This is a genomic window from Pseudomonas sp. W3I7, assembly GCF_030816095.1.
In the GTDB taxonomy this organism is placed as follows: Bacteria; Pseudomonadota; Gammaproteobacteria; order Pseudomonadales; family Pseudomonadaceae; genus Aquipseudomonas; species Aquipseudomonas salomonii.
In genome coordinates this window covers 2472926-2491526 of sequence record NZ_JAUSXP010000001.1, presented here as the reverse complement: position 1 = coordinate 2491526, position 18601 = coordinate 2472926, and the positions used below count along the sequence as shown (strand labels likewise).

The following is an 18601-nucleotide window of genomic DNA, read 5'->3' as shown; positions in this document are numbered from 1 at the left end:
GCTCACACCGGTCGATCAGATAACGAACCGCGCCACCATCCCATTCAAATCCACCGCCAGGCGCGACAGTTCATGGCTGGCCGCGCTGGTCTGGTTGGCGCCTGCCGCCGATTGAGTCGCCAGGTCACGTATGTTGACGAGGTTGCGATCGACTTCACGGGAGACCTGGGCCTGCTCTTCCGAGGCGCTGGCGATCACCAGGTTGCGCTCGTTGATCAGACTGATCGATTCGGTGATCTGTTCCAGGGCCACACCGGCAGCGCGCGCCAGTTCCAGGGTGGTCTGGGTGCGCTGGTTGCTCTGCTGCATCGACTGCACGGCGTCGCCGGTGCCACTCTGGATGCCGGCGACCATTTTTTCAATTTCCTGGGTCGATTGCGCGGTGCGGTGCGCCAAGGCGCGTACTTCATCGGCCACCACCGCAAACCCACGCCCGGCTTCACCGGCGCGTGCGGCTTCAATCGCAGCATTAAGTGCCAGCAGGTTGGTCTGTTCGGCAATCGCGCGGATCACGTCGAGGACCTTGCCGATATCACGGCCCTGAGTCGCCAGGCCTTCAATCATCCGTGCGGTGTTTTGCACATCCTGGGTCATGGTCTGAATGGCGCCGACGGTTTCCACCACGCGGTCACGCCCTTCCCGCGCCGCCTGGGTGGACTGGCTGGAAGCTTCTGAGGTAGACACCGCATTACGCGCAACTTCTTCGACGGCGGCGGTCATTTCATTGACGGCCGTGGCGGCCTGGTCGATTTCGTTGTTCTGCTGTTGCAGGCCTTTGGAGGCTTCTTCGGTCACCGCACTCAATTCTTCGGCGGCCGAGGCCAGTTGCGTGGCAGAGCCGGCGATGTGCTGGATGGTCTGGCGCAGGTTGGTTTGCATCGCCGACAAGGCGCCCAGCAGGCGCGCAGGCTCATCCTTGCCGGCGTCTTCGATGACTTTGGTGAGGTTGCCGCCGGCAATGGTCTCAGCCACTTCCAACGCTTTGCGCAGCGGCGTGACGATGCTGCGGGTCAGCAGCCAGGCGAGCAGGACCGTCAGCAAGGCGGCAGCGACCGAGAAAACAATTACGCCGGTAATCGCGCCTTGATAACTCGACCCGGCTAAGGTGTCGGCATCCCTGGCATCGGCTGCATTGATGGCGATCAGCTTGTTGAGCTGCTCGCCCATCTGGTCAGTACCGTCCTTGATACGCGTGTTAATTAACGCACGCATCTCCTCGACTTTGTTCTGTTTGGACAAGGCCAGCATTTCGGCCTGCGCCTTGAGGTAGTTGTCCAGCGTACTGACAAATGTCTTGTACAACGCTGCTTCCTCCGGCCCCGCCGGCAGAGGCGCATACCCGGCCTGGGCGGTTTTCACTTTGTCGGTCAAGACGCCCATGCGGGTTTCGGCTTCCTGCAGGCCGGCAGGCTCGCGGTTAACCAATACGCGAAAAGAGAGGATGCGCAAGCGCAGCACGTTTTCGGTGATGTTGCCCAGGTACGTGACGCTGGGCAGTTGCGTGGAGGTCATCTCCACCGACGACTGACGGATCTGCGTCATGCGGTTGACCGCAAACACCCCCAACAACACCACTAACAACGCAATGAATGCGAAACCGAGAAACGCGCGAGGGGCAATATTCAAATGACGTAGGAACATAGAGGTTGCTCTCAGAAGGAGTGTTTGCGAGCGTCCCTGCCGCGAAACGATCAGTGGGCGTCAACGCGCCGCTCTGATCTTTGGTCACCACTGTTATGGTTGGAATGTGGGCCTATACGAGATATCGGCAGATCCTGAGGTTTTGCGCAGGGTTTTTATAAATATTTTTTTACACTTCTGAGGGCCGGCACTTTCTGGCATCCTGCGCCTCCATTTTCTGACCCGAGCCCGCACTTTGTCTGACGCTCAAGCCCCCCGCCCCCGCTATAAATCCGACCTGATCTATGGCCTGGAAGACCGCCCGCATTTCACCGCAGCGATCTTTGCCGCACTGCAACATGTGCTTGGCAGCTTCGTCGGCATCATCACGCCCACGCTGATCGTCGGCGGCGTGCTCGGCCTGGAAAGCGAGGTGCCTTACCTGGTGAGCATGGCGCTGTTCGTGTCCGGGCTCGGCACCTTTGTGCAGGCGCGTACCTTCGGCCCGATCGGTTCCGGCCTGTTGTGCCTGCAGGGGACGAGCTTTTCGTTTATCAGTGTGATCCTCAGTGCCGGGTTCATGGTCAAGGCCCGGGGCGGCGGTACCGATGAGATCCTCTCGACGATTTTCGGCATCTGCTTTTTCGCCGCGTTTATCGAGGTGGTGCTCAGCCAGTTCATCGGCAAACTGCGCAAGCTGATCACTCCGGTGGTCACCGGCACCATCATTACCTTGATGGGGTTGTCGCTGATCAAGGTAGCGGTCACCGACATGGCCGGCGGCTTCGGGGCCAGCGACCTGGGCGCCGCGGGCAACATGGGGCTGGCCGCCCTGGTGCTGTTGACCATCGTGGTGCTCAACCGCTTCAGTAACCCGTTCGTGCGCCTGGGTTCGATCGTGATCGGCCTGACCCTGGGTTTTGTGGTGGCCTGGTGGATGGGCCGCGTCGACATGGCCGCGCTGCCCCAGGTACCGCTGATCAGCGTGCCGGTGCCGTTCAAGTATGGTTTTTCGTTCGACTGGGTGGCGTTTATCCCGGTGGCGGTGATCTTCCTGATTTCACCGCTGGAAGCCGCCGGTGACCTGACGGCCAACTCGATGATTTCCCAGCAACCGGTCAAGGGCCCGCTGTACATCAAGCGCATCAAGTCCGGCCTGCTGGCCGACGGCCTCAACTCGGCGATGGCGGCGACGTTCAACAGCCTGCCCATGGTGACCTTCGCTCAAAACAACGGCGTGATCCAGCTGACCGGCGTGGCCAGCCGCTACGTCGCGTACTTTATCGCCGGGCTGCTGGTGCTGCTGGGGCTGTTCCCGATGATTGGCGCAGTGCTGCAACTGATGCCCAAGCCGGTGTTGGGCGGCGCCACGCTGATCATGTTCGGCACCGTGGCCGTGGCCGGGATCAAGATCCTCGCCGAAGCCGGGCTGCACCGCCGCAATGTGCTGATCGTGGCGATCTCCTTAGGCATGGGCCTGGGCGTGGCCGCCGTACCGGAAGTGCTGCGCGACCTGCCCAAGGCGCTGCACAACATCTTTGAATCGCCGATCACCGTGGGCGCGTTCTGTGCAATCCTGCTGAACATTTTCCTGCCCGAGGAGTTCTTAGAGCTGGAAGAGGATGAATTTGATCCGGAGTCCTCTACCCTCAAGGTCATGCAGGATCCGGACGTCACGAAATAGGAGCACCTTTGGTATGCGCAAGCTCATGGTTCTATCGCTGCTTTTGCTGACCTTGAGCGCCTGCGCGCTGTTCCCCAATCGCGACCCGGTCAATATCACTGTGGTGGGCATCGAACCGCTGCAAAGCCAGGACCTGGAAGTGCGTTTCGCCGTGAAGCTGCGGGTGCAAAACCCCAATGAAACGGCGATCGACTACAACGGAGTGGCCCTGGACCTGGACGTCAATGGGCGCCCCCTTGGCGTCCGGCGTGAGCGACCAGGCCGGCAGCATCCCACGCTTTTCCGAGACAGTGCTGAGGGTGCCTGTGAGTGTTTCGGCGTTCTCCGTGTTGCGTCAAACCTTGGGGCTGAGCCAGACCCAAAGCCTGAACAACCTGCCCTACACACTGCGCGGCAAACTGGCGGGCGGCCTGTTCGGCACTATGCGCTTTGTGGAACACGGTACCCTGGACCTGCCCAACACCGCGACCTGGTAACCGCCATGCAACCGACGTTGTTTACCCAAAGACTGATCCTACGCCCGCTGACCCTGGAAGATGCCGAAGACATCCAGGCGCAATTCGCGCATTGGGACGTGGTGCGTTACCTGACTGCCGAGGTGCCCTGGCCGTACCCGGCCGATGGCGCGCGCCGCTACCTGGAGCAGGTAGCCTTGCCGGGCATGGCCCGTGGCGACCAATGGCATTGGTCGATTCGCCTTAAAAGTGCGCCGCAAACGATGATCGGCAATATCAACCTCACGGACGAGGAAGACGACAACCGAGGCTTCTGGCTGGGCCCGCAATGGCAAGGCCAGGGCTTTATGACCGAAGCCAGTGCGGCGGTGACGCAGTACTGGTTCGAAGTGCTCAAGCGCCCGCGGATGCGCGTGCCCAAGGCTGCGCCTAATCTGGCATCGCGGCGGATCTCCGAGCGCACGGGGATGCGCTTGATCCGCACGCAGATGGGTGAGTTTGTAGAAGGTACCTTCCCACGCGACATTTGGGAGATTACCCGCCAAGAGTGGTTGGCATTCAGATCTTCCAAACAGTGAAAGTGCAATGTGGGAGCGGGCTTGCTCGCGAAGACGGTTTTTCAGCCAGTATCTAAGGTGACTGACCCACCGCTTTCGCGAGCAAGCCCGCTCCCACATTTTTACCGTGTTTAATCTGTCAGTGTGCGCACGCCCGGCTTGGTGCGCTCATCCACCACCAACTCGAATATGTCCGGCCGCGCGTAATGCCCCACCACATCATAGTCATAGCGCGCCCGCACCAGATCATCGGTGTTGATCTGCGCAGTCAGCAACCCTTCTTCACCCACCAGCGGCCCGGCCAGGATGTCGCCCATCGGCCCGACAATCACGCTGCCGCCGGCGATCAACGGGCGCTCTGACGGCCAATTGGCAACCTGCGTGCCCAACGCCGCCGGCGAAGCCTGCACCTGGCAGGCGCTCACCACAAAGCAGCGGCCTTCATGGGCGATGTGGCGCATGCTCACTTGCCACATCTCGCGCTCATCGACCGTCGGCGCGCACCACACTTGCACACCTTTGGCGTACATCGCCGTGCGCAGCAGCGGCATCATGTTTTCCCAGCACACGGCGCCGCCCAAGCGCCCGACGGCAGCGTCGATCACCGGCAAGGTCGAGCCATCGCCCGTGCCCCATATAAGTCGTTCAGTGCCGGTGGGCATCAGTTTGCGGTGCTTGGCCACCAGGCCGCCGGTGGGTTCGAAATACAACACGGTGCAATACAGCGTGCTGCCACTGCGCTCGATCACGCCGAGTACCAGGCTGGCACCGGTGCGTGCGGATAACCCCGCCAGCGCCTCGGTCTCGGCGCCCGGCACATCGATTGCATTGGCAACATAGCGCGCAAAGGCTTCACGGCCTTCCGGCAAGCGGTAGCCCAACTGCGTGCCGAAGGTTTCGCCCTTCGGATACCCGCCGAGCAACGCTTCGGGCATCACCACCAATTGCGCGCCACTGCGCACAATCGCGTCCTCGTAGGTGAGGATCTGGGCCAGGGTGTCAGCCTTGCCTCCCGGCAAGGCTCCGATCTGCAACGCCGCTACGATAGAAATGGGCATCAGGTTCACTCCAGATAAAGGGGGTTGCCCATTCTCCGGCGAGGGGCAATCATGAATAAAGCCCGCTTCAGTACTAAATGATATGAGCCAAATGAATATCGCCCAGGTTGACCTGAACCTGCTGAAAACCTTCGAAGCCTTGCACGACGAGTCCAGCGCCAGCCGCGCAGCCTTGCGCCTGGGCGTCACGCAATCGGCGATCAGCGCCGGCCTGCGACGTTTACGTGACGTGTATGGTGACCCGCTGTTTGTGCGCACCGGGCGTGGGCTGGCGCCGACGTTGCGCGCCAATCAGTTGAAACCGGTGATCAGCGAGGCGCTGGACCGTTGTCGGCAGAGCCTGGAAATGATCAACCCGGCCAACCCGAACTATCAGGGCCGCTCGGTGGTGCTGGGCTTGTCCGATGACTTCGAGATTGCCCATGGTCGGCGGCTGATGGCAGAAATTGCCCGGCGCGCGCCGAAACTGCGGGTGATCTTCCGCCAGACCCACAGCCAGATCGTGGCAGGCGCCCTGCTCGAACGCAGCCTGGACCTGGCGATCACCGCCGGCGGCTTTGCCGAGCGCAGGTTGAGCCGGCACGTGCTGGGCGAAGGCGACTACCGCTGCCTGGTCGACCCGCACAGCCTGGTGCCGGGCCAACATGGCATCACCCTTGCGCAGTTCGTGGCACGCGAGCATGTGCTGGTGTCGTCGGGCGGGTTTATCGGGATTACCGATGAAGGGTTGGCGGCACACGGGTTGAGCCGCCAAGTGTGTGCGTCCACCAGCCACTTTGCCGCGCTGCCGTTTTTACTCAAGGGCAGCGCAGCAGTGGCGACGATCCCCGGGCATGCCGCCGAAGCGATTGCGCAAATGACCGGCTTGCGTGTGCTGCCCTGCCCACTGGCGCTGCCGCGCTACCCGGTGGAGCTGGGCTGGCGCACCCAGGCGCAGCTGGATCCGCTGCTGCTCAAAGTACGCGAAGCAATTGTGGCCAGCTTTACTTAGCAGCGGCCATCAGTTTGTTGACTTCGCTGCGCACCATGTTGGAAAACTCCGGCGGCGACATGCCATCAAGCTCGGCACGTACCCACTCAGCCCACTTGCCTTTGCGCTTGCCACGCTCACCGAACAAACGCGCCGCTTCGCCCTTGGCCTTGCCCAGGTTGGTTTGCCACAGGTCGTAGAGGCGGGACTTTTCATCTTCCAGCTCGGCGCGTTCGGCGAGGGTTTTGTTGGCCAGATTGAAGCTCATGTTGAATTACCTGCTGCACAAATAGGTGACATCTTACACTGTAGGTCGAACGATCCTGATCCGGATTTTACCCGCAAACCGCGCACGGCAAAAAAACTGCAACTTTTAGCCAAGCCCGACACTCCATTGTTCACTGTCACATTCACTCGCAAGGAGTCACACAATGGCCCGCAAAACTGCCGCCCAAGCTGTCGAAGATCAAATCAAGGATCAAGCTTTCAGTGAACTGACGGCCTTGATCGAAGAGTCGGACAAGCTGCTCAAAAGCAGCGCTTCGCTGGTAGGCGAAGAAGGTGAGACGCTGCGCGAGCAGGTTGCCATCAAGCTCAAGCAAGCGCTGGACTCGGTGTCCAACGTGCGTGAACGCAGCAAGCCGGTGGTGGATGCCACCGAAAACTATATCGGCGGCCACCCATGGCAGACCGTGGCGATTTCTGCAGGTTTTGGCCTGGTGGTCGGCCTGTTGCTGGGTCGTCGTAACTAAACCATCGAGGCTACGCCATCGAGACTAAGCCATCGAGGCTGCGTGATAAAGGCTGCGCCACTGGCGCAGCCTTTTCTTTTACCCTTCGGCCAGTGCCTGTAACTGCTTGAGCTCCTGCGCATCGATCTCGATGCCGGTTTCCTGCGACTTCGCCCGTGTGCGATGGCGCCGATCCCCCGGCAACCGCCGCAACCCCGCCGCATGCATCTGCCGCACCAGTTCCTGGCTGCGCTCGGCGAAGCCTTGCCCGGCGGTTTTGCTCGGGTCGATCACAATCAGCAATTGGCCGGTCCAGGGTGTGCGCGCACCGGGATGATCGGCCCAATTGAACTCGAACGAAAAATTACCGCCCGTGAGGGCCGCTGCCAGCAACTCGACCATCATCGAAAGCGCTGAGCCCTTGTGCCCGCCAAAGGGCAGCAGGGCACCGCCTTCGAGAATCGCCTTGGGGTCCTGGGTCGGCTGGCCCAGGCTGTCCACGCCCATGCCCGGTGGCAGGCGCTCGCCCTTGCGCGCCGCGATTTGCACGTCGCCATGGGCAATCGCGCTGGTAGCCAGGTCAAACACGATGGGCGGCCCATCGGCACGCGGCGCGGCAAAGGCAATGGGGTTGGTGCCGAACAAGGGGCGATCCGCACCGTGGGGCACCACGCAGGTCATGCTGTTGACCACGCTCAAGGCCACCAGGCCTTCTTCGGCGAAGGGCTCGACATCGGGCCATAACGCCGCAAAGTGATGAGAATTGCGAATCGCCAGTAACGCGATCCCGGCGCTGCGCGCCTTCTCTACCAACAGTGAGCGCGCGGCGTCGAGTGCCGGTTGGGCAAACCCGTTATCGGCATCCACACGTACAAAGCCTGCGGCCACATCCTCGACCACCGGGACCGCCTTGCCATTGACCCAGCCGCTGTTGAGCGTCGATACATACCCCGGAATGCGGAACACGCCGTGACTATGGGCGCCGTCACGTTCGGCGCTGGCGCAGTTGTGCGCGAGGATCGCTGCCACCTGCGCAGAGGTGCCGTGCCGCACAAAGACCTGTTGCAGCAGAGCGACTAACTCGGTGAAGCCGATTGCGGTTGAAGCCTTGGCCACTGTCGGAGACTGCGCAGACATTTGAAGCTCCGTTTTTATGATTACGTTTTTATGATTAGGAGAGGCAACGAATGGACATTCAAGTGTTCGATTAAACACCACGCACAGTGCCCGCTGTCAACTTGCGACGGGCCTCAATAGTTACCCCCGCCCGCGCCTCATGTGCCCTTAGCCTGTCATTCCCCTGCCCATTGGAGCAAGCCCATGACCGGCGTTACCCCGGCGTATTTTTTTGACGAATTTTTACTGCCGATTAAAAGAAACTCGCCGAGCGCACGCGAGCGTGCGCTGGGGCTGACCGTCAAAGACCTTGATTGGCTGCATACGGTGTATCAAGCCAGCGATGCCGCGCGTAAGGACCCCGAACGGCAAACCTACCCCATGAGTGTCGAAAGGCTGATGATCAATGTGTCGGGCCAGGCGCCCTTTCCACTGGCCGGCGCCTTTGTGATGAGCCCCACCCCGGACGCCGGCAAAGCACTGCTCTACACGCCTTATGGCGGTATTCAGGTGTTTGACGACCATGCCAGCCTGCTTGTCGATGTCGCCGAGCAATTGGCGGATACGGTGCAGCGTGTCGAACTGATGAGCTTTCTGTCGATTGCGCAGCGCAACGCCTTACCCGTCGGCACGCCCCTGACACTGACCACCACGGTTGTCGAAGGCGCCGTCATGCAAGACCAGGAGCAAGCCCTTGAGGCCTGCCAGCAAGACAACGTGCGCGCGGTACTCGAGCACCTGCAAAAGACCCCCACGTTGTACGGCATGCTCGACACGCTGCTCGGCATCATGGCGCGCTCGAATTTCCCCAACCTGGATCAACGCGATACACGGGTAGATTTCTTTATCCAGGACCCGGCGGGCGGTCAGCGACGCTGGGCCAATTCCCTTCCGCTGAGCGAGGCGTTGCTGCAGTTTTATGTGAAACATGCCTGGCCCAAGGACCAGACCCGTGAATACGTCAACCCCAAACACATCACCCACACCTTGGCCCCGGCCGATCTTGAACAAGATCAGCAGTATTGGGAAACCCTGATCAAGGAAACCTCCGGCAGCCTCTCGAAACTGCTGGACAGCCTGCTGAAAACCTATTGGAACGAAGACATCGGCAACGAAACCTCACGCCTGGAACTCTTTACCCAGGTGATGGCGGATAAATTTCGCCTGGACGTCTTGCTCAAGCGCCAGGAGCAAATCCTCAGCGCCGACGAAAGCCACACCCTTCAGGCCTTGTTACTGCCAGACCAGCGCGCCCGTAATGCTCACGCCAGGAAACTAAGCGTGGAAAAAGTACGCCTGCATGCGCCTTATCAGCACTATGTGGAGCTGGCCAGCACGCTGTTGATCAGCGAGACCCACGCCTATCTGTACACGCAGTCGCGTGGGGTGCAGGTACTCAAGGACATGCAGGCGCTCAAAGATACGTTACAGAGCATGCTCAAGGCCGCAGGCCACGAAGATGAGTTGCTCAATTTTCTGTCGCTGGATGAGCGCGACACCTTTATTGGCCTGAACCGGATAGACATCGCCGCCCAGCCGGTTCCGGGCAGCGTTTTTTCCGGCATGCTCGAAGACATTGCGGCCAAGCAGGTCAGCAATATGAACCACGCACTGGACCTCTTCCGGCGCAGTGATGGGCAGGTAAACCTGGACGCGTTGCTCGATTGCGCCCTGGATATTCGCACGATGCTGGACAGTCGCCTGGCGGCACTGGAAACCGCCGGGCGCTGGACGATGCACCCCGTCACCAGCGGTAACGATCGGCCGTCAACGGTGCAGGCCGAGCGCGCAAAACTGCACCTGCAGCGCCTGCGCGCCGCCGAAGAAGCACTGGCAACCGAGCGTAAACAACACCCGACTTTACGCTCAATGGCCGCCCTCGCCTTGAATGCAGAACTGCAAGCACAGCGCCTCGCGTTCAAGGCAGAGGAGGTCTATATCAACACCTACCCAACCCATGCCCAGGAGCGCGAAGAACGCCCGTCATTGACGTCCGTGAGCATGGTTGACCACTTCATCAAGCGCCTGAGCGGTGAAACTTCGAACGTCCCCAACATCAGCACCACCGGGTTTTACCAGCAGCTCGAACCCCATCTGGCCCTGAGGTTGCCCAGCATGACCCTGAGCACCTTCAACATGATCAATGAACAAGTGTTGAAGGTATTTGCCAACCACGAAATGCGCCAGCTTCCACTTCTATTCCTCAGCAATATGAGTAAAAAACACGCGCACGTGATGTTGCTTGGCTTGCGCAGTGAGGCCGAACTGAGGCTGTTGGGTAAAACACTGTCATCTGACAGCGAGGCGGTAGTTGATACTCTGCTACGCACCGACAGCCTTGTACGCTTGACCCGACACGCGCTGAACGGATTCCTGCCAGATGCCTACGCCTTGACACTGAACATGGGCACATCCGACACCGCCCACACCCTGGCCAACCTGTTTGTACTGACCGAGCGCGGTGGTATCGACCCGCAGCGCTCGGGCCAGGCCGTGCTCTGGACGCCTCGACGCGGGTATGAAATGTTCGCTTCGGTGCACGCTTTGCGCGAGGAGATAACACAGCGCCTGCAGCACCCGATCAAGTGCTTGCCCCTGCTGGAAAACCTGGCGCTTTCATTGCGTACGCCACACCAGGTTTATCAGTTGGGCCAGTTGCAACGCATTGACGACAACGTGCTGGACAACCGCCTGAAAACCTACGGCGACCATGTCATGCACAGTATCGATCAATTGATTTCGATGAAATTGCCCGCTCCCGCCCTGCAAGACCGTATCGACGCGGCCTTGGAGCAATCTGCACCCACCAACCTTACGCGGGCCCTGGCGGTGGCGAGTGCCATGGCCCATCAACAGGCCCTGCCGGTCTGGTTGGGCATGGCGCCTGCCAAGGATCAGATCCATCAGGCCGAACTGCTCGAGCAGTATCACAACAGCGCCCCGGACGCAGAAGACTACCTGCACGGCATCACCTCAATGCGCACGCATACGCACACGGCACTACTGGCCTTGCTTAAGGCGCGCTTTCCCGGACAGACTCTGGACCCCGATAACGTGCTGATTCCGGTGCACCAGGCCCTCGACGTGCATGTCGACAGCCTGACCGATTTTGCCTTGCGCCATTGGCCAAACCTGGACGCCGAAAACATTCGCCCCCGCTCACGGACCGCCACTGCCCTGCCCGCTTCACTGGACGCCCGCGCCGTGGTGCAAATGGTCCGCCAACTCGATCTGAAAAGCGTCTACCAGAAACGGGTGCAAAGCCGACTGGACCCCAAAACGGATGAGGGGCGCAAACGTCGGCGCTTGTTTTGCCAACAATTGCCCTGGCAGACGTTGCAGTACGCCCATGAGCAAAGGCTACAAGAACGGCTGACAGCGCAGGCGCTCAGTAGCGTGCAACAGGTGTTCGACATGCCCGACGCCGTGGCGCGAGCGGCGCTGGACAGTGCAGCGGCCACGTTTCGGCCCTTGGAGCTGATTGCAACCGAAGGGGCTACGTCTGCCAAGGTGCTGGGCATGTACCTGGTGAGCCCAGCAGCAGGCAGTGCTGGCCCGGTGGTGATGTTTGCGCCTTATAGCGACAGCCATGTGCTTAAGGAGTACAAGAACGAGCAAGCCTTGCTGGATGAGGTGGGCAGGCCGGGAGAGCTTCAGGATTCAATCATCCGGCACCTGGAGGCGCCTCATCAGGCTACGTACCGAAACTTGTTGCAAAACAACCGGCATCGTCCCCTCGACATCCGGCTGGCCTCCACCGCAGTCACCGGCAACGCGCTGCACCTGCTGTTCAATGACAACACCTTGATATTGCTCAAGATGCTGGCCAGCCAGTTCGAGGAAGGCGCCAAGTCACTCTGGGACCGAATCACGCATCTGCTGGGCGAGGGCATCCCGAAGGCTGTGCAGTTCATGGCCGGAAAGCTCTCGTACCCGCTGATGGTGTGGCGCAGCTACGCGCTGTTCAAGCGCTCAGCCGACGCATTGCAGTTGCACCAATGGAAAGCCGCTCTAAAGGACTTCATCAGAGGCGTGGCGCAAATGGCTGCGCTGCGCAGCGAGCTTGAGGGCACCGAAACGCCGCCGCCCGACGAGACAGAAGTGTCCGAAGCCGACTTGTCAGATGAAACCCTGCCCACCGCCACGCCATTGTCCTCCCTGCGTGTCACTGCCCCTTCACGCACGCGGCTGCAGCCTTTGGAAGATCACGATGTTGCATTGACCGACCTGGAGCTTAAGGCTTCCAGCCATGTATACACGGACAAGACAACATTGAAAAACTATGTGCCCCTTGCAGGCAAAGTGTATGCGGTCAAGCAAACCGCAAAACACTGGCGATTGGAAAAAGATCACCTGAAAGGCCCTTTTGCAGGCCTAAACCAACAGGGCAAATGGGTATTGGACCTCAACCACCACACTCCACGTTTCGGCAAAACCCTGTCGCGCATGAGGACGCGCAGCGGCGAACAGGACGCGATCAATATCGAAGCAAGAGGTATTTTGGAAATTGCCGGGCTGTCGAGCTGGCAAGCCCAAGTGATCAATGAAGCGTTGAATGTTGCGACTTATTACGCCAACAATTGCCATCGCAACCTTGTGCTGTTCTCAGCACAACGCGCCCCCAATAGCCGCATAGGCGTGTTTTTGGGCGAGATGTTCGGCGTCGTCAGCTTGAGCGCTGCTCAAGTAGACAGGCTCAAGAGCATTGTCCATGGGATGCTGGAGGAGCTGTGCGATTCGAGCTTGACCCGCAGCGATTCAACGCGGTTTGTCAGTGGTACCAGCCGAGCAGATATGGACACTCGATACGCTTTTACTATTGTCGGTGACCCAGAGCGCAGGATTTATTTGCTCGAGCGGTTTTTCTATCCGAACATGAATGCCTACCGTGGCCGCTTGAATTCTCCGTTCGACATCTCGGCCCATGCGAGGGCCAGCGTTCTGATCCACGAAGTGACGCACTTGAAGCTCGACACCGAAGACCTCGCCTACCTTGACACCGTTCGCCCCTTCCCCGACCTGATTGATACGGCCAAACGCGGCTCTCATGCGCTGAAAACCGAGCTGGAAGACTTGCGCAAGTACGCACTGTCCACGCTGACGCCTGCCGACATGCTGTTCAAAGCCTGGGATGATTACACGGCGACATGGGAGGACTACGGGCCTGACACCTCAACTGAAGATCTTCGGAAAAGAACCCTCAACCTCACTGGGGCCAAGACCCTCGCAGACGCCCGTGCGGCATTCATGAGCGATGCCGACAAGCGTTTCAACACCATCCTGAGCAATGCCGACTCCTTGACTTACCTGATTACGGAACTGGGTCGCATGCTGGATGCGGGGGCGTAAGCCCCCGGCGGGGAGGGTCAGTCTTTCTGGTCGCGCAGGATTTTACCGGAAGCGCCATCGATACGCGCTTCATACACGGTGCCATCGGACTTGCGCCCTTTGACTTCCCAGTAACCTTTGTCATCGGCTTCGGCGCTGTAGACCTCAACATAGCCGGCCTTGATCTTGGCGGTTTCAATGGCCTTTTCGATGGTGACCCAGCCCGCACCCGGCTTATCGGCCAGGGCGGCGCCGGCGCTGAGCAGCGCGGTGGTTGCACACAGGGCGACTAAGGTTTTCTTCAACATATTCGTTCTCCATTGTGGGACTGACGGACTCGTGTTCTGTGTTTTCTGATGTTTACAAACGAGAATAAGTTCCAATTGATGTGCAATCGCCATGACGGCTGTTCTCGTCATCCGCCTCGGGAGGTTAGAATGTTGGAAATCAGGACGGTTTAATGACTCAACAGCCCCTTTCAGAAGACGAATATGACGCGATCACCGATGCCGCCGCGCATTGGTGCATGCGCCTGCACGCCAGTGATTGCACGGCGGGCGAACGTCGGGCTTTTGAACAATGGCACGACGCCCATCCGCTGCATGCCTTTGAGTATGCGGCCATGCTGGAAATCTGGGACGTGGCCGACCACCTGCCGCGCAGTGAGCCTGTTGCGGTGGTGGTGCCGTTCAAACCGCGCAGCCGCTTGCGCACTTACGCGGTGGCCGCCGCGATATGCCTCGCCGCCCTGCCGCTGGCCGCCTTTACCGGCTGGGAAGCGGGCTGGTTGCCCAGCGCCTATGAGCATTTCGAAGCCGGTACTGGCTTGCGCAAGGTCACCCTTGGCGACGGCAGCCAGGTTGAATTGAACCTGGGCACCGAGTTGGTCTACAGCCGTTACAAGGACCAACGCCGTGTGACCTTGAACAAGGGCGAGGCGTTTTTCAAGGTCACCCACGACAGCCTTCACCCGTTTATCGTCAACGCGGGCGAAGGCCAGGTTCAGGTCACCGGCACTCAGTTCAACGTCTGGAAATACGAAGACCAGGTGCGGGTGATGTTGCTGGAAGGCTCGGTGCAGATTTCCAGCGACAAGCAGCACGCCAGCGTGCCCCTGACCCCAGGCATGCAGGCCAGTTACAACCTGGGCGATGCCACCCCGCAAGTCGCTGCGATTAACCCCAATGACTCGGCCCTGGCCTGGCGCCAGGGCAAACTGGTACTCGACAACCTGGCTTTGACCGACGCGTTGCCGCTGATCAACCGCTACCTGAGCAAACCGGTGATGTTGGCAGATGCCAGCACCGGCGCGATTCGCATCGGCGGCATCTACAACATCAATGAGGTCAACAACCTCGTGCCTTCCCTGCCCAAGGTGCTGCCGGTCTACCTGACCCAGAACCAGGACGGCAACCCGGTACTCAATTCCATCCCGCGTAAAACGCCCAAGGGCTGAGCCTGCCTGCAACAGTGGGTTCGCTCGCGCCCAAAGTGTCCATTTTTGAAACACCTCCCTCGCCTGAATCGCCCGCCGGGTGCGCATTCATGAGTTTGTCATGCGCAGTGTTTCATCGCTGAGACAGCCGTGAGGCGGGGCCGGGCATGCCCCTTGACGGCGGCACTGTTTCAACGATGAAACAGCATCGCCATCACTTTGCCTCGATTTAACTTCAACCCATTGAATACAAACAATAAATAAAAAGCGGCACGCGTTCTGCTCTGTTCCTGACAACGCTGTTTAGGGTCAGCGTTGAGAATAAGGAACACTGCCATGGACACACGCAATCCAGGCTCACTGAGCCTCCTGCTGATCGGCTGTGCACTGAGTGCCAGCGTGAGCATTCCGGTGCTCGCGGCAGGTGATGGCGTAATCGTGGTTGAACGCCAGGTTCAACCTTATGCAATAGGTCGCCCACGCGGCGTCGACCCTTACCCCACCACCGTGAATGCCAACCCGTCGGCTCAAGTCAACCGCGCCATGAACCATGAGCTCAGCGACAACGACATCGCCGGTATCAGCAGTGGCTTAAGCATTACGCGCAGCATCATGCCCAATGGCAGCATCCCCGGGCTGAACAATCTCGGTGGCGCCAACAACCTCGGCGCGGCGGGTGCAGCCGGCCACGGCAGCAGCGGCAGCAGCATCGCCGGCACGGTCAACGGCGCGATCTCCAGCGGCCTCGCGCCGCTGAACAACATCAGCGGTATGGTCGGGGGGGCAATGAAATGAACCGCTCATGGATGCTTCTTGCGGCCCTCGGTTGCACCGCTGCAATGGCCGACAGCAACAACAACGCAACCCTTGAGAACTCGGGCCAGCAGTACAACGGTGTGGTGACGATCAACCAGGCCGCCGGTGACCAGCAGCAACTGAGCAACAACGTTGCCATCGCAGTGGGCCACAACGCCCAGGCGAACATCGCCGTCACGCAAAAAATCAGCGGCGCGCCCGCCGACCGTTCCCTGAACGCCAACGCGACGATTCAGGGCAACGCCTTCAGTAATGGCAACGGTGCACTGAGTGTCAACCAGTCCGCCGGGGCCCAGAACCAGATGATCAATGCCGTGCGCATCAGCGTGAATGCTGGCCCGCAAAGCATCGACGACAGCGTCATGTCGCAACAGAACGTTGCGCTTGCAACCGACTCAGGATTGACCTCTACCACTGGCAGCCGCCAGGTCGTTACCAGCGACCGGGCCTTCACCGGCAGCCGTGGAGTGGTTCAGGTCAGCCAGAGCGCCGGGGTGGGGAACCGAGTGGCTAACACCCTGAACTTACGACTCAACTGATGGAGCTGAGTCCATAGCTAGACCGTACCAACACTTAACCAACTAATTAGAAGCAAGGAGATACACCATGAAAACTTCAATGGCTCTTAAACCACTGGCTTTTGCTCTGGCTGCGCTCATGGCTGTTGCTGCTCAAGCGGGCGGTTATCACGCGCCTACCACAGCTGCCGCGACCACACTGGACGGTCAAAGCAACCATGACAACGCGGTGCTCAATGACAAAACCAAAAACAACGCCTCGGCTAATGACTCCTACAACAACATCAGTGGCGTGGCCAACGGCAACGTGCTGAGCGGCGACAACAACCAAGGCAAAAACGATGTGGCTATCGTTTCCGGGGATGCGGATTTCGTGTTCGCCACCACCGGCACCGCCCAATCGAACACTGGTAACTTTGTGGCCAACAGCGGCACTAAAAACAACGCTTCCCTTAACGACAGCGGCAACCACGCTTCAGGCGTGATTCAGTTGAACGCCGCATCGGGCACCTCCAACCAAGGCAGCAACAGCGTTGCAATTGCTTCGGGGAATGGCGACAGCGGTACTGCGGCCGTCACTGGCGTGCAGGACGTGTCGGGCAACCTGACCCTCAACCTGGCCAGCGGCCACGGCTGGGGCAGCACCAAACCGGTGGTTAACAACGCCAGCGTGAACAACTCGATGAACTACAGCTCCGGGGTCTCGAACTCCAACGTTCTGTCGGGCAGCAACAACCAAGGTCAGAACAACGTCGCAATCACTCGCTTCTGATCCAGATCGGGCCTTGGCAACAAGGCCCTTTTTATTTCCAGTGTCCAGCAGGTCATACGATCATGCGCCTCACAGCTGCTTTGCTTCTGCTTGCACTCACCGGCCCGACCTGGGCAGCGCAAATGGCAGTGGTCATGCCAAACGGCGCGGTGGTGTACAAGAAGGTCGAAAGCATCCGCGAGCGCAAATTCGCCAACCTGGTGGAACAGAAAACCGATTTCAGCTGCGGCGCCGCCGCGCTGGCGACCATCCTGCGCCAAGCCTATTGGATGGACGTGGATGAAGACCACGTGATCAAGGGCATGCTGGTCAACGCCGACCAGGACCTGGTGCGCACCCAAGGCTTTTCGATGCTCGACATGAAGCGCTACCTGGAAAGCATCCACATGCGCGCCAAGGGCTACCGGATTACGCCTGAAGTGCTGGTCACCGTGAAAGTGCCGGTGGTGGTGCTGCTGGACATTCGCGGCTACAAGCACTTTGTGGTGCTGCAACGGGCCGACAACGACTGGGTGTATATCGGCGACCCCGTGCTGGGCAATAAGCGCTATGCCAAGGACGATTTCGTCAAGGGCTGGAACGGCATCGTGTTCGCGGTGATCGGTGAAGGTTACGACAAGACCAACGCCCTGCTCACGCCCCGCGCGCCGCTGACGGCCAAGAACCAGTTCAACGAGTTCAGCCCAGTACGCGACAGTGAATTGATGGACTTCGGTTTTATCCAGAGCGACTTCTTCTAGAAGCGCAATAAGGAGCAGGACGCTCCAGGAGCAAACGATGAACACTCGACGCTGGCTGACGGTCATGTGCCTGGCAGCCGCAGCACCTGCCTATGCTTCTTCGGCATTCAAGCCGATCGAGCTCAAGGACGCGGAAATGGCCGAGTTGCGCGGGCGTTATGTGATGCCCGGGCGCATTATCAGCTTCGGCATTGTGATGAGCAGCACTTGGACCAATGCCGCCGGCGCGACGGTGACCGGCACCGCGAACATGCAAGTCAATGCCTCCACCGTCACCCCGCAGTTTTACGTGCAAATTACCGGCAACGACGGCACTGGGGTGATCAAACAGCCTGACGGCAAGGGCACCGTTGTCGGCGGCGCCGGCCTTGGCACCGGCCAGGGTGTGACGCAAAGCGTGCGCGCAGCCGGCGATGGCAACACGGCCAACAACGGTGTGGATATCAACGTAACGAAAAACGGCCTGGCGCCCGCCAATTACGTGCAGTCCGGCCAGGCACTGATTGCCGGCCAGCCGATCACGGGTGGCACAGCTGCCGGCCAGGTCACGGTCACGGCTAAAAACGGCGGGCTGCAAATGGCCCTCCAGGCCAATAACAATCAAGGCAACGTGGTGCAACAAATCGGTGCCGGCAATGTGCTGCAAGGCACGGTTATTCAAGGCAACAGCAACTTCGTGAACAACATGACCCAACTTAATGTGGTCATGGGCAATAACGGTTTGAACAACATCACGCAGAACCTGAACCTGGATCAACTCAAAGGCCTACGCCCCTCCGGTTATTGAACTACGCTGAGCCT

The 18601-nt window shown here is 59.8% G+C and carries 16 protein-coding genes and 1 pseudogene; 12 read left to right on the top strand and 5 right to left on the bottom strand.

All coding sequences use genetic code 11. From position 1 onward, the window contains the following. Positions 1–15 precede the first annotated feature (15 nt). Positions 16–1641 carry a methyl-accepting chemotaxis protein gene (locus tag QF043_RS11505; RefSeq protein WP_307418560.1) on the bottom strand — a complete coding sequence of 542 codons (1626 nt, stop codon included), beginning with the start codon at positions 1639–1641 and terminating at the stop codon, positions 16–18. A gap of 235 nt (positions 1642–1876) precedes the next feature. Between QF043_RS11505 and QF043_RS11500 the strand changes: the two genes are divergently transcribed. The 3 genes and pseudogenes from QF043_RS11500 to QF043_RS11490 all read left to right on the top strand — a co-directional run bounded on the left by QF043_RS11500 (position 1877) and on the right by QF043_RS11490 (position 4337). Then, a complete protein-coding gene (locus tag QF043_RS11500) occupies positions 1877–3304 on the top strand; it encodes a nucleobase:cation symporter-2 family protein (protein ID WP_307418559.1) in 1428 nt (475 codons plus the stop codon). Between the two features lie 13 nt (positions 3305–3317). Beyond that, positions 3318–3780: pseudogene (locus tag QF043_RS11495) on the top strand (LEA type 2 family protein). 5 nt (positions 3781–3785) lie between these two features. Then, positions 3786–4337, top strand: a complete 552-nt coding sequence (locus QF043_RS11490; RefSeq protein WP_307418558.1) for a GNAT family N-acetyltransferase — start codon at positions 3786–3788, stop codon at positions 4335–4337. A gap of 110 nt (positions 4338–4447) precedes the next feature. Here the strand turns inward: QF043_RS11490 and QF043_RS11485 are convergent, their stop codons facing one another. After that, positions 4448–5374, bottom strand: coding sequence for a carbon-nitrogen hydrolase family protein (locus tag QF043_RS11485; RefSeq protein WP_307418557.1), 927 nt, complete (start codon positions 5372–5374; stop codon positions 4448–4450). A gap of 91 nt (positions 5375–5465) precedes the next feature. Between QF043_RS11485 and QF043_RS11480 the strand changes: the two genes are divergently transcribed. Further along, on the top strand, positions 5466–6365 hold the full coding sequence (locus QF043_RS11480) for a LysR family transcriptional regulator (RefSeq protein WP_307418556.1): 900 nt from the start codon (positions 5466–5468) through the stop codon (positions 6363–6365). On the opposite strand, the gene QF043_RS11475 is transcribed toward QF043_RS11480, so the two are convergent. After that, positions 6358–6612: a hypothetical protein gene (locus QF043_RS11475; protein WP_307418555.1), complete on the bottom strand. Its 255-nt coding sequence runs from the start codon at positions 6610–6612 to the stop codon at positions 6358–6360. The genes QF043_RS11480 and QF043_RS11475 overlap by 8 nt on opposite strands. Before the next feature lie 163 nt (positions 6613–6775). Here QF043_RS11475 and QF043_RS11470 point away from each other — a divergent pair, with 163 nt between their 5' ends. Beyond that, positions 6776–7096 carry a YqjD family protein gene (locus tag QF043_RS11470; RefSeq protein WP_056860283.1) on the top strand — a complete coding sequence of 107 codons (321 nt, stop codon included), beginning with the start codon at positions 6776–6778 and terminating at the stop codon, positions 7094–7096. 78 nt (positions 7097–7174) lie between these two features. Here the strand turns inward: QF043_RS11470 and QF043_RS11465 are convergent, their stop codons facing one another. Then, positions 7175–8212, bottom strand: a complete 1038-nt coding sequence (locus QF043_RS11465) for an Ldh family oxidoreductase (RefSeq protein ID WP_236373237.1) — start codon at positions 8210–8212, stop codon at positions 7175–7177. A 183-nt stretch (positions 8213–8395) separates the two neighbouring features. On the opposite strand from QF043_RS11465, the gene QF043_RS11460 reads away from it, so the two are divergent. After that, a complete protein-coding gene (locus tag QF043_RS11460; protein ID WP_307418554.1) occupies positions 8396–13540 on the top strand; it encodes a dermonecrotic toxin domain-containing protein in 5145 nt (1714 codons plus the stop codon). A gap of 17 nt (positions 13541–13557) precedes the next feature. On the opposite strand, the gene QF043_RS11455 is transcribed toward QF043_RS11460, so the two are convergent. Continuing rightward, positions 13558–13827, bottom strand: a complete 270-nt coding sequence (locus tag QF043_RS11455; RefSeq protein WP_307418553.1) for a PepSY domain-containing protein — start codon at positions 13825–13827, stop codon at positions 13558–13560. 152 nt (positions 13828–13979) lie between these two features. On the opposite strand from QF043_RS11455, the gene QF043_RS11450 reads away from it, so the two are divergent. The 6 genes from QF043_RS11450 (at position 13980) to QF043_RS11425 (ending at position 18587) form a co-directional block, all read left to right on the top strand. Next, positions 13980–14975, top strand: coding sequence for a FecR family protein (locus tag QF043_RS11450; RefSeq protein ID WP_307418552.1), 996 nt, complete (start codon positions 13980–13982; stop codon positions 14973–14975). Between the two features lie 315 nt (positions 14976–15290). Continuing rightward, the gene (locus QF043_RS11445; RefSeq protein WP_307418551.1) at positions 15291–15749 is read left to right on the top strand and encodes a hypothetical protein; all 459 of its coding nucleotides are present in this window, start codon (positions 15291–15293) and stop codon (positions 15747–15749) included. Next, positions 15746–16309: an adhesin gene (locus QF043_RS11440; protein WP_307418550.1), complete on the top strand. Its 564-nt coding sequence runs from the start codon at positions 15746–15748 to the stop codon at positions 16307–16309. Before QF043_RS11445 ends, QF043_RS11440 begins: the two co-directional genes overlap by 4 nt. Positions 16310–16376: 67 nt before the next feature. Beyond that, a complete protein-coding gene (locus QF043_RS11435; RefSeq protein WP_307418549.1) occupies positions 16377–17060 on the top strand; it encodes a heme utilization protein in 684 nt (227 codons plus the stop codon). Between the two features lie 62 nt (positions 17061–17122). Further along, positions 17123–17800 carry a C39 family peptidase gene (locus QF043_RS11430; RefSeq protein WP_307418548.1) on the top strand — a complete coding sequence of 226 codons (678 nt, stop codon included), beginning with the start codon at positions 17123–17125 and terminating at the stop codon, positions 17798–17800. A 37-nt stretch (positions 17801–17837) separates the two neighbouring features. After that, positions 17838–18587: a hypothetical protein gene (locus QF043_RS11425; RefSeq protein ID WP_236373223.1), complete on the top strand. Its 750-nt coding sequence runs from the start codon at positions 17838–17840 to the stop codon at positions 18585–18587. Positions 18588–18601: the final 14 nt, after the last annotated feature.

Excerpts from the sequence above, each read along its gene's own strand:
- QF043_RS11445 (WP_307418551.1), top strand. The coding sequence starts at position 15,291 with ATGGACACACGCAATCCAGGCTCACTGAGCCTCCTGCTGATCGGCTGT.
- QF043_RS11425 (WP_236373223.1), top strand. The coding sequence starts at position 17,838 with ATGAACACTCGACGCTGGCTGACGGTCATGTGCCTGGCAGCCGCAGCA.
- QF043_RS11475 (WP_307418555.1), bottom strand. The coding sequence starts at position 6,612 with ATGAGCTTCAATCTGGCCAACAAAACCCTCGCCGAACGCGCCGAGCTG.
- QF043_RS11460 (WP_307418554.1), top strand. The coding sequence starts at position 8,396 with ATGACCGGCGTTACCCCGGCGTATTTTTTTGACGAATTTTTACTGCCG.
- QF043_RS11490 (WP_307418558.1), top strand. The coding sequence starts at position 3,786 with ATGCAACCGACGTTGTTTACCCAAAGACTGATCCTACGCCCGCTGACC.
- QF043_RS11435 (WP_307418549.1), top strand. The coding sequence starts at position 16,377 with ATGAAAACTTCAATGGCTCTTAAACCACTGGCTTTTGCTCTGGCTGCG.
- QF043_RS11440 (WP_307418550.1), top strand. The coding sequence starts at position 15,746 with ATGAACCGCTCATGGATGCTTCTTGCGGCCCTCGGTTGCACCGCTGCA.
- QF043_RS11505 (WP_307418560.1), bottom strand. The coding sequence starts at position 1,641 with ATGTTCCTACGTCATTTGAATATTGCCCCTCGCGCGTTTCTCGGTTTC.
- QF043_RS11470 (WP_056860283.1), top strand. The coding sequence starts at position 6,776 with ATGGCCCGCAAAACTGCCGCCCAAGCTGTCGAAGATCAAATCAAGGAT.
- QF043_RS11465 (WP_236373237.1), bottom strand. The coding sequence starts at position 8,212 with ATGTCTGCGCAGTCTCCGACAGTGGCCAAGGCTTCAACCGCAATCGGC.
- QF043_RS11455 (WP_307418553.1), bottom strand. The coding sequence starts at position 13,827 with ATGTTGAAGAAAACCTTAGTCGCCCTGTGTGCAACCACCGCGCTGCTC.
- QF043_RS11430 (WP_307418548.1), top strand. The coding sequence starts at position 17,123 with ATGCGCCTCACAGCTGCTTTGCTTCTGCTTGCACTCACCGGCCCGACC.
- QF043_RS11450 (WP_307418552.1), top strand. The coding sequence starts at position 13,980 with ATGACTCAACAGCCCCTTTCAGAAGACGAATATGACGCGATCACCGAT.
- QF043_RS11485 (WP_307418557.1), bottom strand. The coding sequence starts at position 5,374 with ATGCCCATTTCTATCGTAGCGGCGTTGCAGATCGGAGCCTTGCCGGGA.
- QF043_RS11480 (WP_307418556.1), top strand. The coding sequence starts at position 5,466 with ATGAATATCGCCCAGGTTGACCTGAACCTGCTGAAAACCTTCGAAGCC.